This is a genomic window from Kitasatospora sp. NRRL B-11411, assembly GCF_000721345.1.
Taxonomy (GTDB): domain Bacteria; phylum Actinomycetota; class Actinomycetes; order Streptomycetales; family Streptomycetaceae; genus Kitasatospora; species Kitasatospora cineracea.
This window is the reverse complement of record NZ_JOGH01000074.1, coordinates 1-18640: the sequence shown is the minus strand read 5'-3', so window position 1 is coordinate 18640 and position 18640 is coordinate 1. Positions and strand designations below refer to the sequence as shown.

At 68.6% G+C, this 18640-nt stretch carries 19 protein-coding genes and 1 pseudogene; 12 read left to right on the top strand and 8 right to left on the bottom strand.

Annotated features, from left to right (window positions below; genetic code table 11):
• Positions 1-20 precede the first annotated feature (20 nt).
• The gene (locus IH44_RS0126745; protein ID WP_030462291.1) at positions 21-362 is read left to right on the top strand and encodes a DUF6193 family natural product biosynthesis protein; all 342 of its coding nucleotides are present in this window, start codon (positions 21-23) and stop codon (positions 360-362) included.
• 80 nt (positions 363-442) lie between these two features.
• On the opposite strand, the gene IH44_RS0126740 is transcribed toward IH44_RS0126745, so the two are convergent.
• The gene (locus IH44_RS0126740) at positions 443-922 is read right to left on the bottom strand and encodes a hypothetical protein (RefSeq protein ID WP_030462290.1); all 480 of its coding nucleotides are present in this window, start codon (positions 920-922) and stop codon (positions 443-445) included.
• Between the two features lie 172 nt (positions 923-1094).
• Between IH44_RS0126740 and IH44_RS49195 the strand changes: the two are divergent.
• Positions 1095-1313 (top strand): annotated as a pseudogene (locus IH44_RS49195) (transposase); the annotation flags it as partial.
• Between the two features lie 200 nt (positions 1314-1513).
• Here the strand turns inward: IH44_RS49195 and IH44_RS43100 are convergent.
• Positions 1514-2440: an LAETG motif-containing sortase-dependent surface protein gene (locus tag IH44_RS43100; RefSeq protein WP_051817356.1), complete on the bottom strand. Its 927-nt coding sequence runs from the start codon at positions 2438-2440 to the stop codon at positions 1514-1516.
• Positions 2441-2886: 446 nt separating this feature from the next.
• On the opposite strand from IH44_RS43100, the gene IH44_RS46690 reads away from it, so the two are divergent.
• Entirely contained in the window at positions 2887-3042 is a 156-nt protein-coding gene (locus IH44_RS46690) for a hypothetical protein (RefSeq protein ID WP_198545046.1), read from the top strand.
• Positions 3043-3134: 92 nt separating this feature from the next.
• Here IH44_RS46690 and IH44_RS0126725 read toward each other — a convergent pair whose 3' ends face one another.
• Both IH44_RS0126725 and IH44_RS49500 read right to left on the bottom strand, forming a co-directional pair.
• Positions 3135-3692: a hypothetical protein gene (locus tag IH44_RS0126725; protein WP_157852471.1), complete on the bottom strand. Its 558-nt coding sequence runs from the start codon at positions 3690-3692 to the stop codon at positions 3135-3137.
• Positions 3693-3702: 10 nt separating this feature from the next.
• Entirely contained in the window at positions 3703-7713 is a 4011-nt protein-coding gene (locus tag IH44_RS49500; RefSeq protein WP_081967139.1) for a polymorphic toxin-type HINT domain-containing protein, read from the bottom strand.
• Between the two features lie 385 nt (positions 7714-8098).
• Here IH44_RS49500 and IH44_RS49495 point away from each other — a divergent pair, with 385 nt between their 5' ends.
• The gene (locus IH44_RS49495) at positions 8099-10216 is read left to right on the top strand and encodes a trypsin-like serine protease (protein ID WP_051817354.1); all 2118 of its coding nucleotides are present in this window, start codon (positions 8099-8101) and stop codon (positions 10214-10216) included.
• 136 nt (positions 10217-10352) lie between these two features.
• Here IH44_RS49495 and IH44_RS0126710 read toward each other — a convergent pair whose 3' ends face one another.
• Complete coding sequence (locus IH44_RS0126710; RefSeq protein WP_081967137.1) at positions 10353-10961, bottom strand: IS3 family transposase; 609 nt, start codon at positions 10959-10961, stop codon at positions 10353-10355.
• 191 nt (positions 10962-11152) lie between these two features.
• On the opposite strand from IH44_RS0126710, the gene IH44_RS0126705 reads away from it, so the two are divergent.
• The 8 genes from IH44_RS0126705 to istB all read left to right on the top strand — a co-directional run bounded on the left by IH44_RS0126705 (position 11153) and on the right by istB (position 15865).
• Positions 11153-11674 carry a hypothetical protein gene (locus IH44_RS0126705; RefSeq protein WP_232795098.1) on the top strand — a complete coding sequence of 174 codons (522 nt, stop codon included), beginning with the start codon at positions 11153-11155 and terminating at the stop codon, positions 11672-11674.
• Positions 11675-11789: 115 nt separating this feature from the next.
• Positions 11790-12257, top strand: a complete 468-nt coding sequence (locus IH44_RS0126700; RefSeq protein ID WP_051817353.1) for a hypothetical protein — start codon at positions 11790-11792, stop codon at positions 12255-12257.
• 254 nt (positions 12258-12511) lie between these two features.
• Positions 12512-13006: a hypothetical protein gene (locus IH44_RS0126695; protein WP_030462282.1), complete on the top strand. Its 495-nt coding sequence runs from the start codon at positions 12512-12514 to the stop codon at positions 13004-13006.
• A gap of 95 nt (positions 13007-13101) precedes the next feature.
• Positions 13102-13344: a hypothetical protein gene (locus IH44_RS0126690; RefSeq protein WP_030462281.1), complete on the top strand. Its 243-nt coding sequence runs from the start codon at positions 13102-13104 to the stop codon at positions 13342-13344.
• Between the two features lie 54 nt (positions 13345-13398).
• Positions 13399-13848: a hypothetical protein gene (locus IH44_RS0126685; RefSeq protein ID WP_030462280.1), complete on the top strand. Its 450-nt coding sequence runs from the start codon at positions 13399-13401 to the stop codon at positions 13846-13848.
• Between the two features lie 37 nt (positions 13849-13885).
• A complete protein-coding gene (locus IH44_RS0126680; protein ID WP_030462279.1) occupies positions 13886-14122 on the top strand; it encodes a hypothetical protein in 237 nt (78 codons plus the stop codon).
• Between the two features lie 151 nt (positions 14123-14273).
• Positions 14274-15056, top strand: coding sequence for a hypothetical protein (locus tag IH44_RS0126675; RefSeq protein ID WP_232795097.1), 783 nt, complete (start codon positions 14274-14276; stop codon positions 15054-15056).
• An 11-nt stretch (positions 15057-15067) separates the two neighbouring features.
• The gene (gene istB / locus IH44_RS0126670) at positions 15068-15865 is read left to right on the top strand and encodes an IS21-like element helper ATPase IstB (protein WP_030462277.1); all 798 of its coding nucleotides are present in this window, start codon (positions 15068-15070) and stop codon (positions 15863-15865) included.
• Between the two features lie 32 nt (positions 15866-15897).
• Here the strand turns inward: istB and IH44_RS0126665 are convergent, their stop codons facing one another.
• The 3 genes from IH44_RS0126665 to IH44_RS44580 form a co-directional block, all read right to left on the bottom strand.
• Positions 15898-16566 carry a hypothetical protein gene (locus IH44_RS0126665; protein ID WP_030462276.1) on the bottom strand — a complete coding sequence of 223 codons (669 nt, stop codon included), beginning with the start codon at positions 16564-16566 and terminating at the stop codon, positions 15898-15900.
• Between the two features lie 661 nt (positions 16567-17227).
• Positions 17228-17644: a transposase gene (locus IH44_RS44585; RefSeq protein ID WP_051817351.1), complete on the bottom strand. Its 417-nt coding sequence runs from the start codon at positions 17642-17644 to the stop codon at positions 17228-17230.
• Between the two features lie 323 nt (positions 17645-17967).
• Positions 17968-18640 (bottom strand): transposase (locus IH44_RS44580; protein WP_232795096.1); only part of this gene is annotated, 673 nt, incomplete at its 5' end.

Below are 18640 nucleotides of genomic sequence, written 5' to 3'. Positions count from 1 at the left end.
CGATCTTGGAGGATCGGCTTATGCCTGAAGCTCCTGACATCCTGACTGCCTGGCGTCAGCTACTGGAACGTACTCCGGGAACCCGGCAAGGGGATCCGTTGGTCGTCGAAGCCGCGCATGCCCAACCGCGACTCCGTGATTTCTATCCGTGGCCGAGTCACGGCACGTTGAAGTTCCTCAGGTCCGCCCCGCCATGGCACGGGGACCACGACGACCTGCCTTTCATCGTCTGTGGCGGACCGCCCTACAAGGTCTACACCTCCGGCTACACCACCCTCCTCGGCGAGGCAGCGACACCAGAGGGGGCCGCCGCTCTCGTAGTGGCTCATCTGCCGGCAGACAGCGCGATCTCGGACGAGTGAGTCAGGTCAGCTTGTGTTTTAACGTCTGGCCTCGGACAGGCGGTGGCTGTTGCGTGTTGTGGGTGCGGGCATGATGGAGGTCAAGCCCCGTTTGTTGGTCTCGTCCACCTGGTGATCACCCGTAGCTCCTGTCGGGGGGCGGGCCAGATCTGCAGGCGGATGCTCTCAGAGGCGAACCCTTCCGGGTCCGCGTCGGCAACCGCCAGGCCGCTGCGGGAGACACGGACACGCATCCATCCGGCCGGGACATCGAACCGGGCAGCGTCAGGCAGGTAGTCGCTGCACCCCAGGATGGTCAGGCGCCCGGAAGGGACATGGACGCTCGCCTCCACCACATGATCGAAGTCGGCGGAGTCGTCCTCGGGCTCGTCCTCCAGGATGTCCACCGCGACGACGACGTCCATGTTGTTCACCGTGCTGAACGCCAGGACGTCCTCAGCAGCGGCGAGGGCGTCGAACAGAGCCTGTGCCGTCCAAGCCTCCCCAACGTCACTGTCGGAATTCTCGTCCATCACATGGATCTGGTGGTAGTCGGCGAAGAGTTCCAGATACGTCGTCACGAAGACATCGTCCCAGAGAGCAACGACAACTTACGAACGAGCAGGGGCGATGGGAGGCTCTGGGCTTGCAATTCATCCGGCGCGGCGTGGTTTGGTGCCGATGTCGCGCGTCAGACTTTGTGGCAGGGCTCGTTTGTTGCGGATCCTGCTGCTCGAAGGAGTCTGATCGATCATGGTGAGGCCACCGGCACTGCCGTCGGAGGAGAAGGTCCGGATCGTGCTGTCGATCCTGGCCGGTGAGATGACCGTCGCTGAGGCCGCGCGGCGGGCGAAGGTGTCCGAGCAGTCGATCGGGACCTGGAGGCGCCAGTTCCTGGAGTCCGGCCGGGCCGGCCTTGCCAAGTCCGGCCCCAGCACTCGGGAACAGCAACTCGAAGCGCAGGTCGCCGACTTGACGCAGGCGCTGGGTGAGGCTGCGGTCGAGCTGCGGGTGTGGAAGAAGTCCGCGGAGGGCCGGCTGGACCCTTCGAGGGCCTCGAGACATCCGATGCTTCCAGCATGTCAAGCGGCTGGAGGAAGGCGGTGCCCTCGCGGTAGGTCTGGCGTGTCTGCAGGCAGTGGTAGAGGCAGCCGAGGAGGATGCCGTACCGGTCAGTCGCGGGCGGCCGCGGTGCGGCGGCGGGCGAAGACCACGGCGCCGGCGCCGAGCAGGACCAGTGCGGTGCCGCCGATGAGCATCGGGGCGGAGGAGGAGCCGCCGCCGGTGGAGGCCAGGTTCGCCGCGACGGGCGCCGCCGACGGGCTCGCGGCGGCGGAGCTCACGGCCGCGGCCGGGACGGCGGTCGGGGATGCCGAGGCCGCCGGGGCGGCCGGGGCCTTGGTGCTGGGCGAGGGGGCGGGGCTGGTCGGGGCCTTGGTGCTGGGCGCAGACGCCGAGGGGGCCGGGCTGGTCGGGGCGGTCGGGTGCACGATCGGCAGGACGAAGCTCTTGTTGCCGGTGAGCTCGTAGCCCGCATGGAAGAAGACGTTGCCGAGACCGGTGCTGACGTCGACCTGGGTCTGGGCGGGGTCGGCGTGCGCGGTGACGAACAGACGGAACGTGTAGCTGTGGGAGTCGCCCGGCGCGTAGTCGGCCTTCAGGGACGAGTAGTCGGCATGCAGTACCGGGTCGCAACCGGTGAACAGGGCCAGGTCCTTCCAGCCCTGCGCGGTCTTCACCTGGAGCGCCAGGTCCTGCTTCAGCAGGGTGGCGGCGGCCGAGTCACCGGCCTTGTTGAAGAAGCTCGGAAACGGCGTCACGTCCTTGATCGGCCCGGGGCCGCTGCTGCTGACCTTCACCGTGAACTCGACCGGGGCCCCGCCCGCCGTGATGCTCTTCTCCCCTGTGGCCGCATCGACCCGCAACTGCGGCTCGGCGACGGGCTGTGCGGCCGGGGTGTTCGCAGCCGCCGCGCCGGCGGCCGGTACGTCGCCGCACGCCCAGGCACTGGAGGTACCGGTCAGGACGGGGACGGTGGCGCCGAGGACGACGACGGCGGCGAAGGTAGCGAGACGGGCGCGGCGAGTGCGGACGGACATCGGAGGTTCCCCCCGGGAACGGATGGCGGTGAGCGGCAGGTGCGCGTCCTTGCGGTTCGGGCCGGCAGGCCCCGTCGGACGCGGTACGAGAATCATGTCGAGCGGATATCCCGCGCCCATGCTCGATCCGTCACCACGGCGTAACAGCCGGCCGCACACCAACCAGCCGGTACTGCCAAGGCATTTGACGTACCATTCGGGCACATCCAAAGTATCCGAGATCCGCCGGAACCGGACATCGCGGTGCGCTGGACATGCGGAGGCCGGACGCGGCCACGACCTGCCGATCTCGGCACCGGCTTCGAGGGCGGGGCGACCGGGCGCTGGGTGCGGGCGCAGCGCGGCGCCTCGGCACAGCTCGCCCAGGAGCAGCGGGAGCTGCTGGCGGCGCTCGGCATCGAGGAGGAGCAGGAGCTGACCGCCGAGGCCGCCGCGAAGAAGGACAGTTGGAGCGGGTCGTGGTCGGTGCCGGTGGCGAGGAGATCGTCGAGCAGGTCGAGGTCGGACTCGGCGCCTGGTTGAACAACACCAAGTCCCGCAGGACCGGGTTGAGTGCGGATCAGCTCGCGCAGCTGGCCGAGCACGGCGTGGAGTGGGTGTAGAACCTGCGGATGAGCCGGGTGGGGCGGCCACCCCAGGGGTGGCCGCCCCACCGTTCGCGAGCGCTGTGACAGCGCCTACGGCTTCGGCCCGTTCAGGCCCGCATGAGCCAGTTGCGGACACCCTCCTCGGTGCCGGCGGGGACCTCTCCTTCGTCGAGCATCATCTGAACGTAGCGGCGGATCGGCTCGGCCCGGTAAGGGTGCGGTACGCCGACCGCCGAAGCCGTGCCGTCCTGCCAGGTCGTCCCGGAGATGATCACCTCGCCGTCCATGGAGGCCGTCAGCAGACCGCCGCTGCCGATCGGTCCGGAGATAGTGCCCGGGTTGCGGCCCGAGATGTTCCAGCGCTCCGCGAGCCGCACCGGTGTCCAGCGCGAGTACTCGTTGTCCGGGTCCAGGGTGACGGCGAGCAGGAAGGCCCCGTCCTCGGCGAACAGGCCCATCCGGGTCGCCAGGCGCAGCCACGCCTCGTCGAACCTCTCCAGCCCGTCAGGCTGCGCGAGATCGACGACCTCATCGATCCGACCGTCCCCGGGCGAGCAGGACGACACCCGGGCACCCTGGGTCGGGCACACCTCCACCGGAACGGGGACCGGCAGCAGGACCAGCCCGGCCGGGGCCAAGGCATCGGAAATCGCGGTGTCTCTCACAGAGCTGCTCCTAGTACGGGCATGACGGGTCGAACTCAATCAGTCTTCCGTAGTTGTGGACGCCATCCGACCCCGGCGCGACCCACGCGTACTTCTTCGGCTCGCCCGGCGCCTCCCGCACGATGAGCCGGTAGCGGTCGTCGTCCTCCACGACCGTGTAGATCCGTGTGACCACGCCTGGAGTTCGCACATTTTCGTCGTAGGCGTGGTCGTAGTCCGACCAGAAGCGCTTCATGCCAGGGGACTGAAGATCTTTACCGCTGAAGAAGTCAAGATCTCCGTTTGGCCAGCGGCGTTGGGAGAGCTGTCCGGCGAGGAGCTTGTCGATCGCGAGCTTGACGAGATTCGGCATCACCACCGGTTTGTTCTTGTTGTGTACCAGCACCGCGGCGGTGCCGGCTTGGACGTAGTAGGTGTTGAGGTCGTGGACGGTGAGGTTGTAGGTGGTCTGCCAGGCTTCGCGGTAGCGGACGGCGGTGACCTGGGCGGTGGTGCCGTCCGGGGTGCGCAGGAGGGTTCCGCGGACGAGGCCTGAGGCGTAGACCCAGTTGTTCGCGGTCTGTGACCAGAAGGGGTGGTGGTCGGTGGCGGTGATGGTGCCTGTCGTGTTGTTCGGGCCGAGGACGTCTATTTCGGTGAAGTCGACGTCGTTGGGGGTGGTGATGGTGCCGTCGACGCGCTCGGGGAGGGTTTCGCGGGTGAGCGGGTTGGTGGCGAGGACGGTGTCGCCGGTTCGGATCTGTTCGATGGGCCGGGTGGTGCGGTCGGCCATCAGCACCTTGGTGCCGGCGGGGAAGCTGTTGCCGAGGTCCGTCATGCAGGAGGCGGCCTGCAGGGTCAGGTCGGTCTTGGTCTGTCGGGGTTCGTTGGCCGCGTCGAGGATCTTCTCGCCCTTCTTGGCCCATTTCGCGGCCTTGTAGGCGGAAGCGGTCTCCCCCAGGACGGGGATGGCGGCGAGGCAGGACATGGCGGCGTCGGACCACTGGCCGTCGACGGCGTACCAGGCGCAGTTGATGCCGTTGGCGCCGACCTCGGCGCCCGGGACGGGGATGGCACCGATGATGTCGAGGCGCTGGTGGTAGTCCTCGGCGGAGAGGTTGTCGATGCTGATGACGATGGACATGATCTGCTGCATCTGCATGGCATCGTAGGCGCGTTGGATCATCTCGTAGGTCTCGAGAGTGTCGTACGCGTTGGTCGCGGCCGTGCCGGCGTCGACAGCGCTGGCATGGGCCAGTTCTGCCGAGTGTCGTGCCTGGGCGGCCGCGTTGTCAGCGTTGGCTGCTGCTCCCTGGGCCCACGTGTAGGTTGCCGCGGCGCGGGCGGAGGATTCCTGGGCGCGGTCCGATGCCTGTTGGGCGCTGGCCTGCGCGGCGGTCGCGGCGTGCACCGCCTGGACGGCCTCGGCCGCGGACAGGCTGGCCTGCGCTGCCGAGTCGCGGGCGCGGGTGACGGCGTCGGCGGCGGCGGCGGCTGCTTGCTGGGCCTGGTCGGCGTAGCCCTGGGCTTCGGCTGCGGCGTTGCGGGCGCGGGCGGCTGCGGCGCGGGCTTCGAAGGCCTGTTGCTGGGCGGTGGAGGCGTTGGCGTAGGCCTGGGAGATGACGGACTGGATCTGGGCGTTGTGGGCGGCGGCGAGCTGGTCCTTGTGCCGGGCCGTGTACTGGCCGAGCGTCAGGAACCGGCGTTGCATGATCGGTGGGCCTTCGAGGGCGATGCGGCCTGCGGCCTGAACCTCGGGGCCTCCTTGGCTGACGAGGCGGGCGATCTCGATGCGGTCGTCGGTCTCGCGCTGGGCGAACTGTCCGGAGTTGAGGAACTGCAGCAGGGCGTCGAGGGTGTTGGCGTCGAGGGCGGCTCGTCCGGCTTCCTGGACCTTGCGGCCGCCCTCGCCGATGATCCGGACGATCTGCTTGCGGTACTCGGTCGCGGCGACCTGGTGCTGGCCGGTTGTCAGAAAGGTGTGGACGGCGGCAGGGTCGCTGTCGAAGGCGGTGAGGGCTGCCTGGGCCAGGTCCGGCTGGTCGGTCTGCCAGGCGATGGTGAGTGTGCGCTGGCGCTCGTCGGCCTCGTTGGCTTTTTGCCAGCCGGTGCGCGCGTAGTCGCGGATGGCGTCGTCGGACTGGGCGAGGGCGAACTCTGCGGCGGACAGGGCCCAGGGGCCTCCGGTTCGCAGGACGGCGATGGCCATCTTGCGTCCGTCGGCCGCGATGCGTTGCGGGTCCGCGTCGGGCTTGGCGGCGTCGGCGGCCAGGGCCTGGGCCCGATCGGCGAGCGCCTTGCGGTCCGCGGCGGTTTGGGTCGCCGCGGCCTTGGCCGTGTCGAAGGCAACCTTCTGGTCCTGGGCGGTGGCGACGGCTTCGTTGGTGCGCGAGGCGAGGTCTTCTGCCTCGCTCTGGGCGGCGAGGGCGTGGACGGCCTTGGCCTTGTCGGCGGCGGCGGTGGAGGCGTCGGCGGCCTGGGTAGCGGCATCCGCGTGCGCGGTCGCCTGGGCGGCGGCATCGGTGGCGTGGCCGGCGTTCACGGCTGCGGCCTCTGCCGCCTGGGCTGCGGCGTTGCCGTGGGCGATGGCCGAATTGACTGCTGCGATCGCCTCTGCCGCCGCGGCGCGGGCCTGGTCGGCGAAGGCGGTGACCGCCGCGGTGGCGCGGGCGGCTTCCTGGACATGGCGATGCGCGGCGTCGGCCGCGGCCCGTGCTTCGGCGGAGGAGGCGCCGACCGCATCCGCGGTCGCTGCGGCGTCCAGGGAGGACTGCTCGGCGGCCTTGACCTGGGCGACCGCGTCATTGGCTGCCGCTGTCGCGGCAAAGGCGGCATCGCCCGCCGTCTTGGCGCGATTGCCCATGTCCACGATGTCGGCGGCGTCCTTGATGTGGTCGCGGACGTCCTGGGCGGCCTTCTTGGCATCGTCGGCCTTGGTCGCATCGGTCGCGGCGGCGGCCGCCGCTTCCCGGGCCTTGGCCGTGTACTGCTCGATGGTCGAGGCGATCTGGCTGGCATCGGCGGCGGCGCGTGCCGCGTCCCTGGCTGCGGCGTTGGCGGCACGCGCCGCGGCGATCGCTGACTGTGCGGCCTGGGCGGCCCGTCTCGTCGCGGCAGCGGCCCGGTTCGCGGCGGCGGCGGCCTTGGCGGCGTCGTTCTGCGCGGCAGCCGTCTCGGCGGCTGCCTGCGCGGCAGCCTGCTTCGCCAGTTGTGCGGCCTGCACGGCCTGGTCGGAGGCGTCCTTGGCCGCGTCCGTCTCGCGCCCGGCGGTAGTGGCCGAGTCGCTCGCCTGGGCAGCGAGGGTAGTCACGTTCGTGTAGTCGAGGTCGCGTGCCTGGGAGACGTAGCGGCCGACGGCGAGGAAGTCCCGGACGTCGTCGATCGGACCCTCGAGCGCGGCGCGGCCGGCGGCCTGCGTGGCGGGCCCTCCTTCGCCGGTGATCCGTGCCACGGCGATGCGGTCGTCGAGGTCCTTCAGCGTCGGGTACTTGGTCTTGAGGAAGGCACGGATGTCGTCGGCGGAGCCGTTCAGCGCCGCCTGGCCGGCCTCCCGGACGTGACGGCCGCCTTCCCCGACGAGTCTGGCGGCCTCGATCTTCTGGTCCGTCTCCAGCGGCGCGCGCCAGCCGGTGTCGAGGAAGTCGTGGAGCTGCTGCGGTGTCCCGTTCAAGGCGGCCTGCGCGGCCTCGCGCAGCTTCCGGCCGCCCCCAGTGACGAGATCCATTGCCATCTGCCGGTCGTCGGCGTTCTCGGCGGCGCCGCGCCCGGTGTTGAGGAAGGCGGTCACCTCCGCGTCGGAGCCCGCCAGCGCGACCTCGGCGGCCGCGCGGACCTCGGCCCCGCCGTCGCGCCAAAACGCCACGGCCTTGCCGCGGTCGGTGTCCGGCAGGTCCATCGACCGGACAGGCATCGGCACCGGCGTCTCGTCCGCTACCGCTGGCACCGCCCCCGCGAGCCCGCCCGCCGCCAGCGTGGCCGCCAGCAACACATTCACAACCGGCCGAAAACCGGGCCTTCCCCTTGTTCGCCTGCCCATCACCATTCACCGCTCCTGTTCCGTAGCGTCTTCGCTCTCCGAGGGAGGCAGCAAGAAGGGAGATGGGAAATGATGTGCCGCATGCGGAACGGCAGCCCAAATAACCTGTCTGACTTTCCGTCAGGACAGGCGCGGACCGACCTGGTTGGCCTGCATCAACGACGATCGAAAAAGTCGATTCCGGCCCTGTCGGCCGATCGAATCCCTTACCCTTCTCCCCACCCCCGGCCGATACCTTATATTACTTACCGTCAGACGGGCAGAGGGCATCAGAATGTCCGACTTTGCCTACACAAAGCATCAGTTGACGCTTATTAGAAACAGGTGGGGACTCGTGAGAATTCGTTCCAGATGGCCGGTATCGCTGGCAGCCGCCGCCGGCCTGCTAGTCATGCCGGGCGCGGCTGTTCCGCCCGCCCTGGCAGGCACCACCGCAAGCGATGTCCCGTCCGCGGTCGAGGACGGCGCCTACCCGGATGCCGCCCGGATCCTGCAGCAGACCGGCGTCACGCTCAAGGCCGGCGACGGGCACATCACCCTCGCCGACTGCTCCGGCGACTACCAGGTCAAGGTCTGGACCGGCCTCGACCAGGCCCAGCCCGCAGGCAGCATCGTCTGCTTCAAGACCACCGGCGCCACCGGCTACCTGTCGCTGACCGTCCCTGAGGTCTTCGGGATCGCCACCTACGCCGACCGCTCCCTGACCGCCCAGCTCAGCGCGGCCGGCGCCACCTCCAGCGTCGACGTCGGCAAGAACCAGTTCAAGGCGGTCGGCGAATCAGCCCCGGGCGGAGGAGCTGTCGCCACCCTCCTCGAACTGCGCGTCACCGGCCCCGCCGCCCCCACCACCACGCCCAACGACCCCGCCACCGCCTTCACCGCCCAACTCGCCATCGGCGGCACCGGCCGCACCTGCACCGGCACCCTCGTCGACCCTCAGATGATCCTCACCGCCAAGTCCTGCTTCGCCGACGACCCCGCCAACCCGGGTACCGTTACCGCCGGCGCACCCAAGAACGCCACCACCGCCACCATCGGCCGCACCGACCTCAACGCCACCGGCGGACAGCAGATCAAGGTCGTCGCGCTGGCCCCCCACGCCGACCGCGACCTGGTCATGGCCCGCCTCGAGACACCCGTCACCGGCGTCGCCCCCATCGCCCTGGCCACCACCGCCCCCGCCAACGGGGGCGTGCTGAACACCGCGGGCTACGGCCGCACCGCCACCGCCTGGGCCCCCGGCACCCTCCACACCCCCGCCGCCACCACCGGTGCCGTCACCGCCTCCGGCTTCGACCTCACCCCCACCGCCCCCGGCCTCATCTGCAAGGGCGACGCCGGCGCACCGCTATGGCGCACCGAGAACAGCAAACCCGCCCTCGTCGGCATCATCTCCCGCTCCTGGCAAGGAGGCTGCCTCGGCACCGACACCACCGAAACCCGCACCACCGCCTACGCGGAGCGCACCGACGACCTCGGCAACTGGGTGGACCGCACCCGCCGTGACGCCCCGTCGGGAACGCAGGTAAAGGGCTCGCCGTACAGTGTGATCGACCCGACGACCGGACACCCGCTCACCTTCGTCCAGGACAGCAGCAACCACCTGTGGTCCGCCGACCCGCAGGACGACGGCTGGCACGATCTCGGCGCCTACGCAGCGACCTCGCCCACCGCGATCGTCAACCCGGCGAACCAGCACGTCATGGTCTACGTCAACGGACCCAACAACCGGCTCTGGTCCTACGACCGGACCACCGCAGTATGGACCCAGTTCGTCCTCACTCCCTCGGGCACCGCCTTGGCTCCCGCCGCAGTCCCACATACCATCGTCAACCCGGCCGACGGGCACCTGGTCACCTACATCAAGGACACCGCCTCCCACCTGTGGTCCGTCGACCCGCAGGGCGAGGGCTGGTATGACTTCGGCGCCCTCGCCGCCACCGACCCGATCCCGGTCATCAACCCCAACGACAACCACATCGTGGTCTACGTCAACGGGCCGAACAACCGCCTGAACGCGATCGACCGCAACGGCACGGGCCGCACCGAGTACACCGCGACCACCTCCGGAACGGTGCTCGCCGGCGACGCCGTGCCCTCCGTCGTGGTCAACCCGGCCAACGGGCACTTCACCGCCTTCATCCGGGACACCGACCACCACCTGTGGTCCGTCGACCCCTGGGGAGCAGGCTGGCGAGACCACGGCGCCATGGCCGCCACCGACCCCGTCGCCACCGTCGACACCACGGCCAACCGCGTCACCGTTCACGTCAACGGGCCCGACCACCGGCTGAACTCCCTCAACTTCGCCACCGGAGCCTGGACGCTCGTGCCGCTCTCCCCCGCCGGCAAGGCCATGGCCGACGACACCACCCCGCACACCGTCACCGACCCCACAACCAAGCACCTGGTCACCTTCCTACGCGACAACCACGACACCCTGTGGTCCTACGACCCCACCGGCAACACCTGGAACCGCATCACCGGCGGCCCCTCCCTCGCCGGATGAACACGAAACACCTGACCGTCCCCACTTGACGGCCCACCAGCGGTGGTCTTCGCAGCCGAACAGCCGTGAAGACCACCGTCCCATGTAAATCCACCGTGAGCTTGCTCCGCTTTGACGGACACCATCGTTGTGGTGGTCAGGCCGCGAGGATGGTTTCGTACTCGGCGGGGCTGCGGTAGCCGAGGCTGCTGTGCAGCCTTCGTATGTTGTACCAGCTCTCGATCCACTCGAAGATCGCGGAGTGGGCGGCGGCCCGGCTGGGCCAGGTCCGGGTGTCGATCAACTCGCGTTTGATGGTGGCGAAGAAGGACTCGGCGAGGGCGTTGTCCCAACACTGCCCGGTGCGGCCCACCGAAAGCTGAATGTTGAACTGGATTGCCAGGTAAGCGAATTCACGGCTGGTGTACTGGCAGCCGCGATCGGAGTGGAAGATCACCGGGCCGCTCGGACGACGCTGGCGACAGGCTGCCCGCAGGGCGTCTGCGACGAGTTCGGTCCGCAGGTGGTCGGCGGTCGCCCAGCCGACGACGCGGCACGAGGCGATGTCGATGACGGTGGCCAAGTAGAGCCAACCCTCGCCGGTCGGAACGTAGGTGATGTCACCGCACCAACGCGTCCCGGTGGCCTGTGGATCGGGCTGGAAGCCCCGCAGGGCCAGGTCGGGCCGCGCGGCGGCATTGGGGTCGGGGACGGTGGTCCGCTGCCGTCGGCGACGGTGCAGACCCGCCAGACCGGCCCGACGCATCAGGCGCGCAATCCGACGCCGGCCGCACCGCTCACCGGCCTGTCTGAGGGGCTGTGTCTGAACTTCTGGCGCTAACCAGCGTCGCTAAAGCCGAGGTTGCAGCCGGGGCCGTTCGTATCGCCGTCATGGTGATGGCGATACGAACGGCCCCCGGCGTGTCTGGGCGAACGTGTGGGTGATACGAACTGGCGGTGACGTTCTACGAGGACATGAGCCCGTACTCCTACTGGGATGGCGGGGACTGCTTCACCGACAGGACCACGGGCTACCGGTTCCTGACCTTCGAGCCCGCGTATGAGCGCCTGAACGTCGGCTGGCTGTCGGACGATCAGGCGTGGACCGGCGGTGCTGTTCCAAAGGCGTTCGTGGAGAGCCTGACGGCGGTGCTCGACGTTCAGGCCGTCAACGTGATGCTGGGCCTCCACGAGTGCGAGCTCTGTCCGCCCCTGGACATGAGTTCCTACGAGCCGCTGCCAGGTCGTCAGCGAAGCAGTGTGGGCACCGGCGAGATCCGCATCCCGTCCAGGCCGGGAATCGCCTTCGCCGCGCCGGCACTGATCGGCCACTACGTCGTCGACCACGGGTATCGGCCGCCCGCCCCGTTCATCGACGCGGTGCTCGCATTCGATCCGATGCACTTCTCGTCGGCCAGGTATCCGTGGGTCCACTTCCCCTGGGTCCCCGAGGACGCGGTCCTCGAAGAGGTGCAGTGACCGGTGCCCGCCGGGCTCGTGCAGCGGCCGCCTTGATGCCCCTGGGGAGGCGAGACTGCTGTCAGATACGGAATTTCGTCCGAGCTGGGTGGTTGGGCTGGCAGGATGCCATCTCATGGGCGCAAGAGCTGACCGGGACGAGGCGTACGTCCTCGACCTGTGCGACGAGTACCTCGGCCAAAGCGGCCTGCGCGAGCACCGCTTCGAGTGGCTGCGTGGCGACCCCGGCGCCGGCGGTCGACGGGCAACGCTGCCCGTCGACGGATACTGGCCTGACCTGGAACTGGTTGTCGAATACCGCGAGCGCCAGCACGACCAGCCGGTCGCGATCTTCGACAAGCCCGAGAAGCTGACGATCAGCGGCGTCCACCGCGGCAAGCAGCGGGCCCTGTACGACCGCCGCCGCGACACCGAGATCCCCGCCCACGGACTACGCCTCGCGATCATCCGCCCCAGCAACCTCGACGCCAACAACCTGGGCCGGTTGCGCCGCCGCAACCGTGAGGCGGACCTCGCCGCGATCGCCACCATCCTCGCACCCACACCGGCCGCCAATCCCGACGTACCGGCCCGGAACAACTAGAACTGGCCGCTCCCGGCAGCCGGGAAGTACCCCCACGCCGAACCCCGACGGCGACCGGAAGAAGAGTCCCCGCACGGACGCAGCGAGGCGTTCTCCTCCCGGGTGGCCTCCAGCTGCTCCTGGGCCTCCGTCGCTGTCCTGGAGGAGCTATAGGGTCCCCGACATGGTGATGCGCTCTCGGAGGCTGGAAGATCTGCTCGGCGGCCGGCTCGATGTCCTCAGATACAAGGACATTGCTGAGGGGGAAGCAGTTCATGGAAAGATTCGAGACGGAGAGTCTGGCGCTCATGCCTGGCCAGAAGGTGCAGGCCAGGGGCCTCAGCCATCACCCATGGGGTGTGCTCGTTGAGATCGTTGGCTACGAGAACGCTGGTCTGTCGGCCTCTATCGACATGATCCAGCAGTTCTCCCGGACCACGAGCAGCCACGACGAACTACTCGCGCTCTTTCCACCCATTGGTTCACAGATCGATGCAGTGATCGAGCAAATCCACCGCTGGCATCCGCCGGTATCAGTGCGGCTCACCATCCGGCCTGCCGACCTGGAGTCGCTGGTCTGGAGCTGCGACTTCTGTGGTGAACCGATCACGTTGGGCCCAGGTGGAGACGCCCTCGTCCTGGACTCGCGCAGCAACGACGGTCCAGGGAGCCACACCATCATCTCCCACCGGCACTGCCTGGCCGAGCGCATCCGCCCAGAGAACAGTGGAGAGCGGGCGCGAGCATTGAAGATCGGGAAGATGTGCTGACGTCGTGAGGCCCGCGCCTACCGGCATGGATGAGCTCGACAGCTCATTCGGCGGGAACCACGCGATAGTTCAGAGAAGCCTGTGTTCGCTGCCCGATGCTCTGGCCCGACCCCGCACAGCGCGACCGACTGTCCGAGATCCGCGACAACCTGATCGCCCGCATCTCCGAAGCCGAACGCGAAGGCTGGCTCGGCGAGGTTGAGGGACTGCACGTCAGCCTCGCCGGTGCAGAGGACAAGCTGGCCCAGATCGACCGACGCCGTGACCATCGGCCCGTCGTCGACCTCGGCATCCCCACTCCGCAACCGGCTTCCCCGGCTCTGCCGCCACGGCCATGACCGCCCACCAAAATCAGGAGGAACGGGGAAGGCATGAGCTGCCAGAATCAGAAGATGACCAACCAGGGGATCGTCTTCGTCTGCCGACGCCACGATGATCGCGGCGTGCTCGAAGTCGTCCCGTGCATCGACGGAACACCTCTCACCGACTTGATCAACCAGTTCGAGACGGACGCTGGGATGCAACCAGCCGGAGACGCCTACGGCGGGCTTATCCCGCAGTTCTTCCGGTTCGGCCCTATGGAAGATCATTTCCATGGACGATCCACCGGCGCGATGGGGCCAAAGACACCCGTTCTCGGCTGTGAATGCGGCGAGTGGGGATGCTGGCCGCTGATGGCCAGCATCACAGTGACTCCTGACCTCGTGACCTGGGACTCCTTCGAACAACCCCACCGCAGGACCCGCGACTACTCGGGGTTCGGCCCGTTTCAGTTCGACCGCCTTCAATACGCTGACGCCGTGAAGGTCCTGAGTGCAGCTCTGGGCTCTGACGAGACGTGAGTACAACCCATCGGCTCAGTTCGGGGAGGAGAAAGTCGTGTTTGACCACGTCATCGGGCTGAGCCCTGAAGAGGCCGCACGCTGGTCCGCGCTGGTCGAGCAGTGCCGACCAGTCCTTGAGAGCGAGGGGGTGGAGGCTGTCCAGACCCTGCTGGCCGAGCGCGGCATGAGCATTATCCAGGCGATCGCAATCACCCGGGCCCTACCGGGGAAGGCGGAGACACCGCTTCGGGTCGCCATCGACATCGTGGCCACGAGCAAGGCTCGGCAATAAGTTCAGAGAATACGGCCTGGATGTCCTCTACTGCCAGCCCGGCATCGGCGGCGCCCACGAGAAGGGCGGCGTCGAGGGGCAGATCGGCTGGTTCCGCCGCAACCACCTCGTCCCCGTCCCGGAAGTCGCCACGCTGGCCGAGCTCAACGCGATGATCGACCGGTGGGACGAGGAGGACGAGGCCCGCCGGATCCGCTCTCGGCCCCGCACCATCGGCGAGTACTTCGCCGCCGAGCGGTCGCTGCTGGCGCCGCTGCCGGAGGAGACGTTCGAGACGGGTCGGCTATTCACCCCGCGGGTCGACCGATACAGCCAGATCGGGGTAAGCAACAACCGCTACTCGGTGCCGGTGCGGATGATCGGCCGAACGGTGAGGGTGATGCTGCACGCCTCCGAACTGGTCGTCTACGACGGCCGGGAGGAGATCGCCCGGCACGAGCGACTGATCGCCAAGGGCGGTGTCCGGCTCGATCTGGACCACTACCTGGAGGCATTGGTCCGCAAGCCCGGTGCCCTGCCCGGGGCGACCGCGCTCGACCAGGCCCGCTCTGCGGGTCGTTTCACCCCGGTCCACGACGCCTGGTGGGCGGCCGTCCGCAAGGTGCACGGCGAGCGCGAAGGCACCCGCGCGCTGATCGAGGTCCTGTTGCTGGGCCGGCACCTGCCCCACGAGCACCTTGTCACCGGCCTCGCCGCTGCCCTCCGATCTGGGGCGCTGACCGCCGACGCGGTCGCGCTGGAGGCTCGCAAGGCCGCCGAGGCCGACACCGGCATTCCCGCAGAACCGCGGCCGTCCGCCACCGACCGGGCGACGGCGACCTCGTTGACCGAGCGGCGCCTGGCCCAGCTGCCGCCCGACACCAGGCCGCTGCCCTCGGTGGCCCACTACGACCAGCTGCTGCGACACCGCCGACCGGACCGCCCGACCCCTTGAAGGAGAACGCCGTGACCTTCCCCCGCCAGCGAGGCATCACCGAGCAGGCCGCCACCGCCGCCATCGACCAGGCATGCCGGATGCTACGGCTGCCCACCGTCCGATCCCAGTTCCCCGAACTCGCCGAAAGCGCCGCCCGCGAGCAGATGTCCTACCTCGGATTCCTCTCTGAGCTGCTGATGTCCGAGTGCGACGACCGGGCCCGGCGCCGCTCGGAACGGCGGATCAAGGCCGCTGGCTTCCCCCGGGACAAGTCGCTGCGGAAGTTCGACTTCGACGCGAACCCGAACATCGACCCGGCGACGGTCCACACCCTCGCGACCTGCGAGTGGATCAAGAAGAGCCTGCCGCTCTGCCTGATCGGCGACTCCGGCACCGGCAAGTCCCACCTGCTGATCGCCCTCGGCACCGAAGCCGCGATGGCCGGCTTCCGGGTCAAGTACGTGCTGGCCACCAAGCTCGTCAACGAGCTCGTCGAGGCCGCGGACGAGAAGCAACTGGCCAAGACCATCGCCCGCTACGGCCGCGTCGACCTTTTGTGCATCGACGAGCTGGGCTACATGGAACTCGACCGCCGCGGCGCCGAACTGCTGTTCCAGGTTCTGACCGAGCGGGAGGAGAAGAACAGCGTCGCCATCGCCTCGAACGAGTCGTTCGCCGGCTGGACCAAGACCTTCACCGATCCCCGGCTCTGCGCGGCCATCGTCGACCGCCTCACCTTCAACGGCACCATCATCGAGACCGGCACCGACTCCTACCGCCTGGCCAGCACCCGCGCCCGAGCCGAACAGCAGCAGGCGGTCGGCTGAGGAAGGCCGGCTGACGCTGCTACCGCGAGCGCCTACTCCGGATACCCGATCTGGGCGATGTCCCCGGCCAGGTCTTCGATCCGAACCTCCGGGTCCAGGGCTGCGACAACGTCTTGGGTCAGCGGTTTCAAGTCATACACGTGCTGAACTGCCGCCAGGTCAAGGGACAGTTCATAGACCTCGTCGGCGAACTCCAGAAACGCCTCCGCGGTGCCCTCCAGCAGGAGCCCGAACAGCCATTGAGCGCCATCGGCGTCCTCCTCGTCCCAATCCGGGACATGGACATCACCGCACTTCCAGACGGAGTCGGCATGTTCCCGCCACAGACACACGGTGGCTCGCGGGAGGCCGCTGCTGTCGGCGAAGGCGGGCTCCTGCACCAAGGCGCGAAAAACCTCCGGGACCGAGTCGAACAACCCGGGCCACAGCGCCGGGGGCGAGACGTGATACGCCGAGATCGGCGACTCGTGGTTGCACGCCTGGGCATAGACCCCGGCCGCGGAGAAGACGATGGCGTAGTCGTTCCCGCTGCCGTCCCGCATCGAGGCCATCTCCTCACCCGGAGCCCACCGGGCGTCATACGAGTAGTAACGCCACTCCCACTCCGGGCTCAGGACAGCGTCCAGCATCGCCATCGCCTTCGAGCGAGCGCGCACCGTCTCGGGCTCGGGCAACTGCTTGATCACTTCGTAGACGCTCACGCGGCAATACAACCGGAGGCCACTGACACGACCTCGACCGCCCCCGGTGCTCTCATCTCTTGGCAATATTCCTAGGCCGACCGACCAACAGCCGCTCCACAGTTGGTGCTCGGCCACGCGGTGGAGCGCCCGTGGCCACTGCTTACCGAGCCGGTCCGGTTTCGATGTCCCTCTTGGACTTACCGGGCCATATTCGGCCCAGGTCGGCCCACGTCAGGAGGGCGATTCTGGAACGGCCTCGGCGAATCTCGACTGCAGCACACTCGCTTCCGGGCGACAAGTGGCCATCGGCCACTGCCAACGCGTCTCGCAGATGGGCTGCGCGGCCAACGCACGTCCAGGCATGCTGATCGCTCAGCGTCCGGACGTGGTAGACGTCCTGCTGCCGGGGATCATCAAGCACGCGAACGTCGAACTCCGAGACGGCAAGAACCAGTCGTCGTCGGTCGAGTACTTCAACGTGGTCGGAGATCCCCTTGCGGATCCACATACTCGCTATGCCAGCAGCTTGGGCCAGGCCCTTCACGCCTGTCACATCCAGAAGATTCGGGCGATCCGTGGGCCGCGTGACATCGCGCTGAAATTCGTACGTCAGTTCATCAGGATCTATGTGTCCTCCTTGTGCGGCCTCCAGTCTGCCCGACGGACCGGCGACCCCGCTCTACCGGTTCTGCGGCCGGGTGAGGATCCTGATTCGCAGGAGCTGGAACGAGGCCCGGCCGTACATGGCTCTTTTGAGTGTTTTGACCCGGTTCGCGTTGCCTTCGACTTTGCTGGAGCTCCATTCGAGGGTGAGGCCGGCGGTGACGGCGGCGAGGTCGTGGCGGAGGTAGCCGGCGAAGGAGCGTATCGGCGTGGGGGCGTCCTGCTCGGCCTGGTCGATCCAGTCCGGCAGGAGGGTGCCGAGGCGGTTGGTCATGAGGTCGTGGAAGCATCGGGCCAGGTCGTAGGCGCGGGCGATGTCCGGGCAGGCGATCCGGACGTTCAGCAGCCTGTCCTGCTCGCGTTCGGTGAGGGTGCCGGTCGGCCGCATGATCCAGGAGGTGATCCGGCGCGGGCTCGGGACGTTGGCGCGCACGGGTTCAGCGGTTCCCGCGCGCAGGGAGGCGACGTGGCGGCGGACGACCAGGACGCTGCCGCGGTAGCCGCCTTCACGGATCTCGCGGAACAGCTGCTGGGCGCTGGTACACCCGGCGGTGAACCGGCTGTTCAGATAGGGCTTGAACGGGTCGACCTGCCCCTGCCTGCCTGCTGGAACTGAACTACCTTGCGGAGGCGAGGAGTTCGTGCAGCGGGGTGGTCTTGAAGCGGCGGACGGTCTTGCGGTCGAGCCCCAGGTGGTGGGCGATCGCGCTGATCGTCCACTTCTGCCCCAGCAGACGGTGGACGTCCGCGTAGCGGTCACGGGTGCGCTCGACGATCGGGGTGCGGTAGTTGAAGGATCGGCAGGTCGATCGTCGGCGGCTCGGACGGCACCTCCTGCTCGGCGTGTTTGCGCAGGCAGGCGCGGTACTGGTGGCAGGTCTTCTCGACCGCCGCGGACAGGTTCTGTAGCAGGTGCCAGCGGTCGGCGACCTCGACCACGTCCGGCGCGGCCTCCTTGACCGCCCGGCTGTAGGTACTGGCGCGGTCGCGGCAGACGATCTCCGCGCCGGGATGCTCACGCAGCCAGGCCACGAAGGTTTCCGAGGTCCGGTCGGGCAGGACGTCCACGACACGGCCCGTCTCGACGTCGACCAGCAGGGTGCCGTAGGTGCGGCCCCGGCGGAAGGCGAACTCGTCGACGCCGAGCATCCGCGGCGCCCGCTCCAGCACCTCGGGCACTTCGAGCAGTCCGAGGAGGTGGGTGCGGCCGGCCGTGACGCTGGGCTTGCGGCACAGCCGCTCGCCCGCGCGGCCGCCGAGTTCGACGGCGACGGCCCGCAGCCAGTCCTTCAGCCCCGTGCTGGAGCGCAGGTGACGCTCGCTCAGCCCTCGGACCTGCTCGACGAACGTCCGCCGCCCGCACCGGGCACGGTCGCAGAAGTACCAGCACACGCGCAGCCGAATCAACAACTTCCGCCCCGCCAAAGGG

Excerpts from the sequence above, each read along its gene's own strand:
- IH44_RS0126675 (WP_232795097.1), top strand. The coding sequence starts at position 14,274 with ATGATCGACCGGTGGGACGAGGAGGACGAGGCCCGCCGGATCCGCTCT.
- IH44_RS0126710 (WP_081967137.1), bottom strand. The coding sequence starts at position 10,961 with ATGCGTCGGGCCGGTCTGGCGGGTCTGCACCGTCGCCGACGGCAGCGG.
- IH44_RS43100 (WP_051817356.1), bottom strand. The coding sequence starts at position 2,440 with ATGTCCGTCCGCACTCGCCGCGCCCGTCTCGCTACCTTCGCCGCCGTC.
- IH44_RS0126695 (WP_030462282.1), top strand. The coding sequence starts at position 12,512 with ATGGAAAGATTCGAGACGGAGAGTCTGGCGCTCATGCCTGGCCAGAAG.
- IH44_RS0126685 (WP_030462280.1), top strand. The coding sequence starts at position 13,399 with ATGACCAACCAGGGGATCGTCTTCGTCTGCCGACGCCACGATGATCGC.
- IH44_RS0126690 (WP_030462281.1), top strand. The coding sequence starts at position 13,102 with ATGCTCTGGCCCGACCCCGCACAGCGCGACCGACTGTCCGAGATCCGC.
- IH44_RS0126700 (WP_051817353.1), top strand. The coding sequence starts at position 11,790 with ATGGGCGCAAGAGCTGACCGGGACGAGGCGTACGTCCTCGACCTGTGC.
- IH44_RS0126745 (WP_030462291.1), top strand. The coding sequence starts at position 21 with ATGCCTGAAGCTCCTGACATCCTGACTGCCTGGCGTCAGCTACTGGAA.
- IH44_RS49500 (WP_081967139.1), bottom strand. The coding sequence starts at position 7,713 with ATGGTGATGGGCAGGCGAACAAGGGGAAGGCCCGGTTTTCGGCCGGTT.
- IH44_RS49495 (WP_051817354.1), top strand. The coding sequence starts at position 8,099 with ATGCCGGGCGCGGCTGTTCCGCCCGCCCTGGCAGGCACCACCGCAAGC.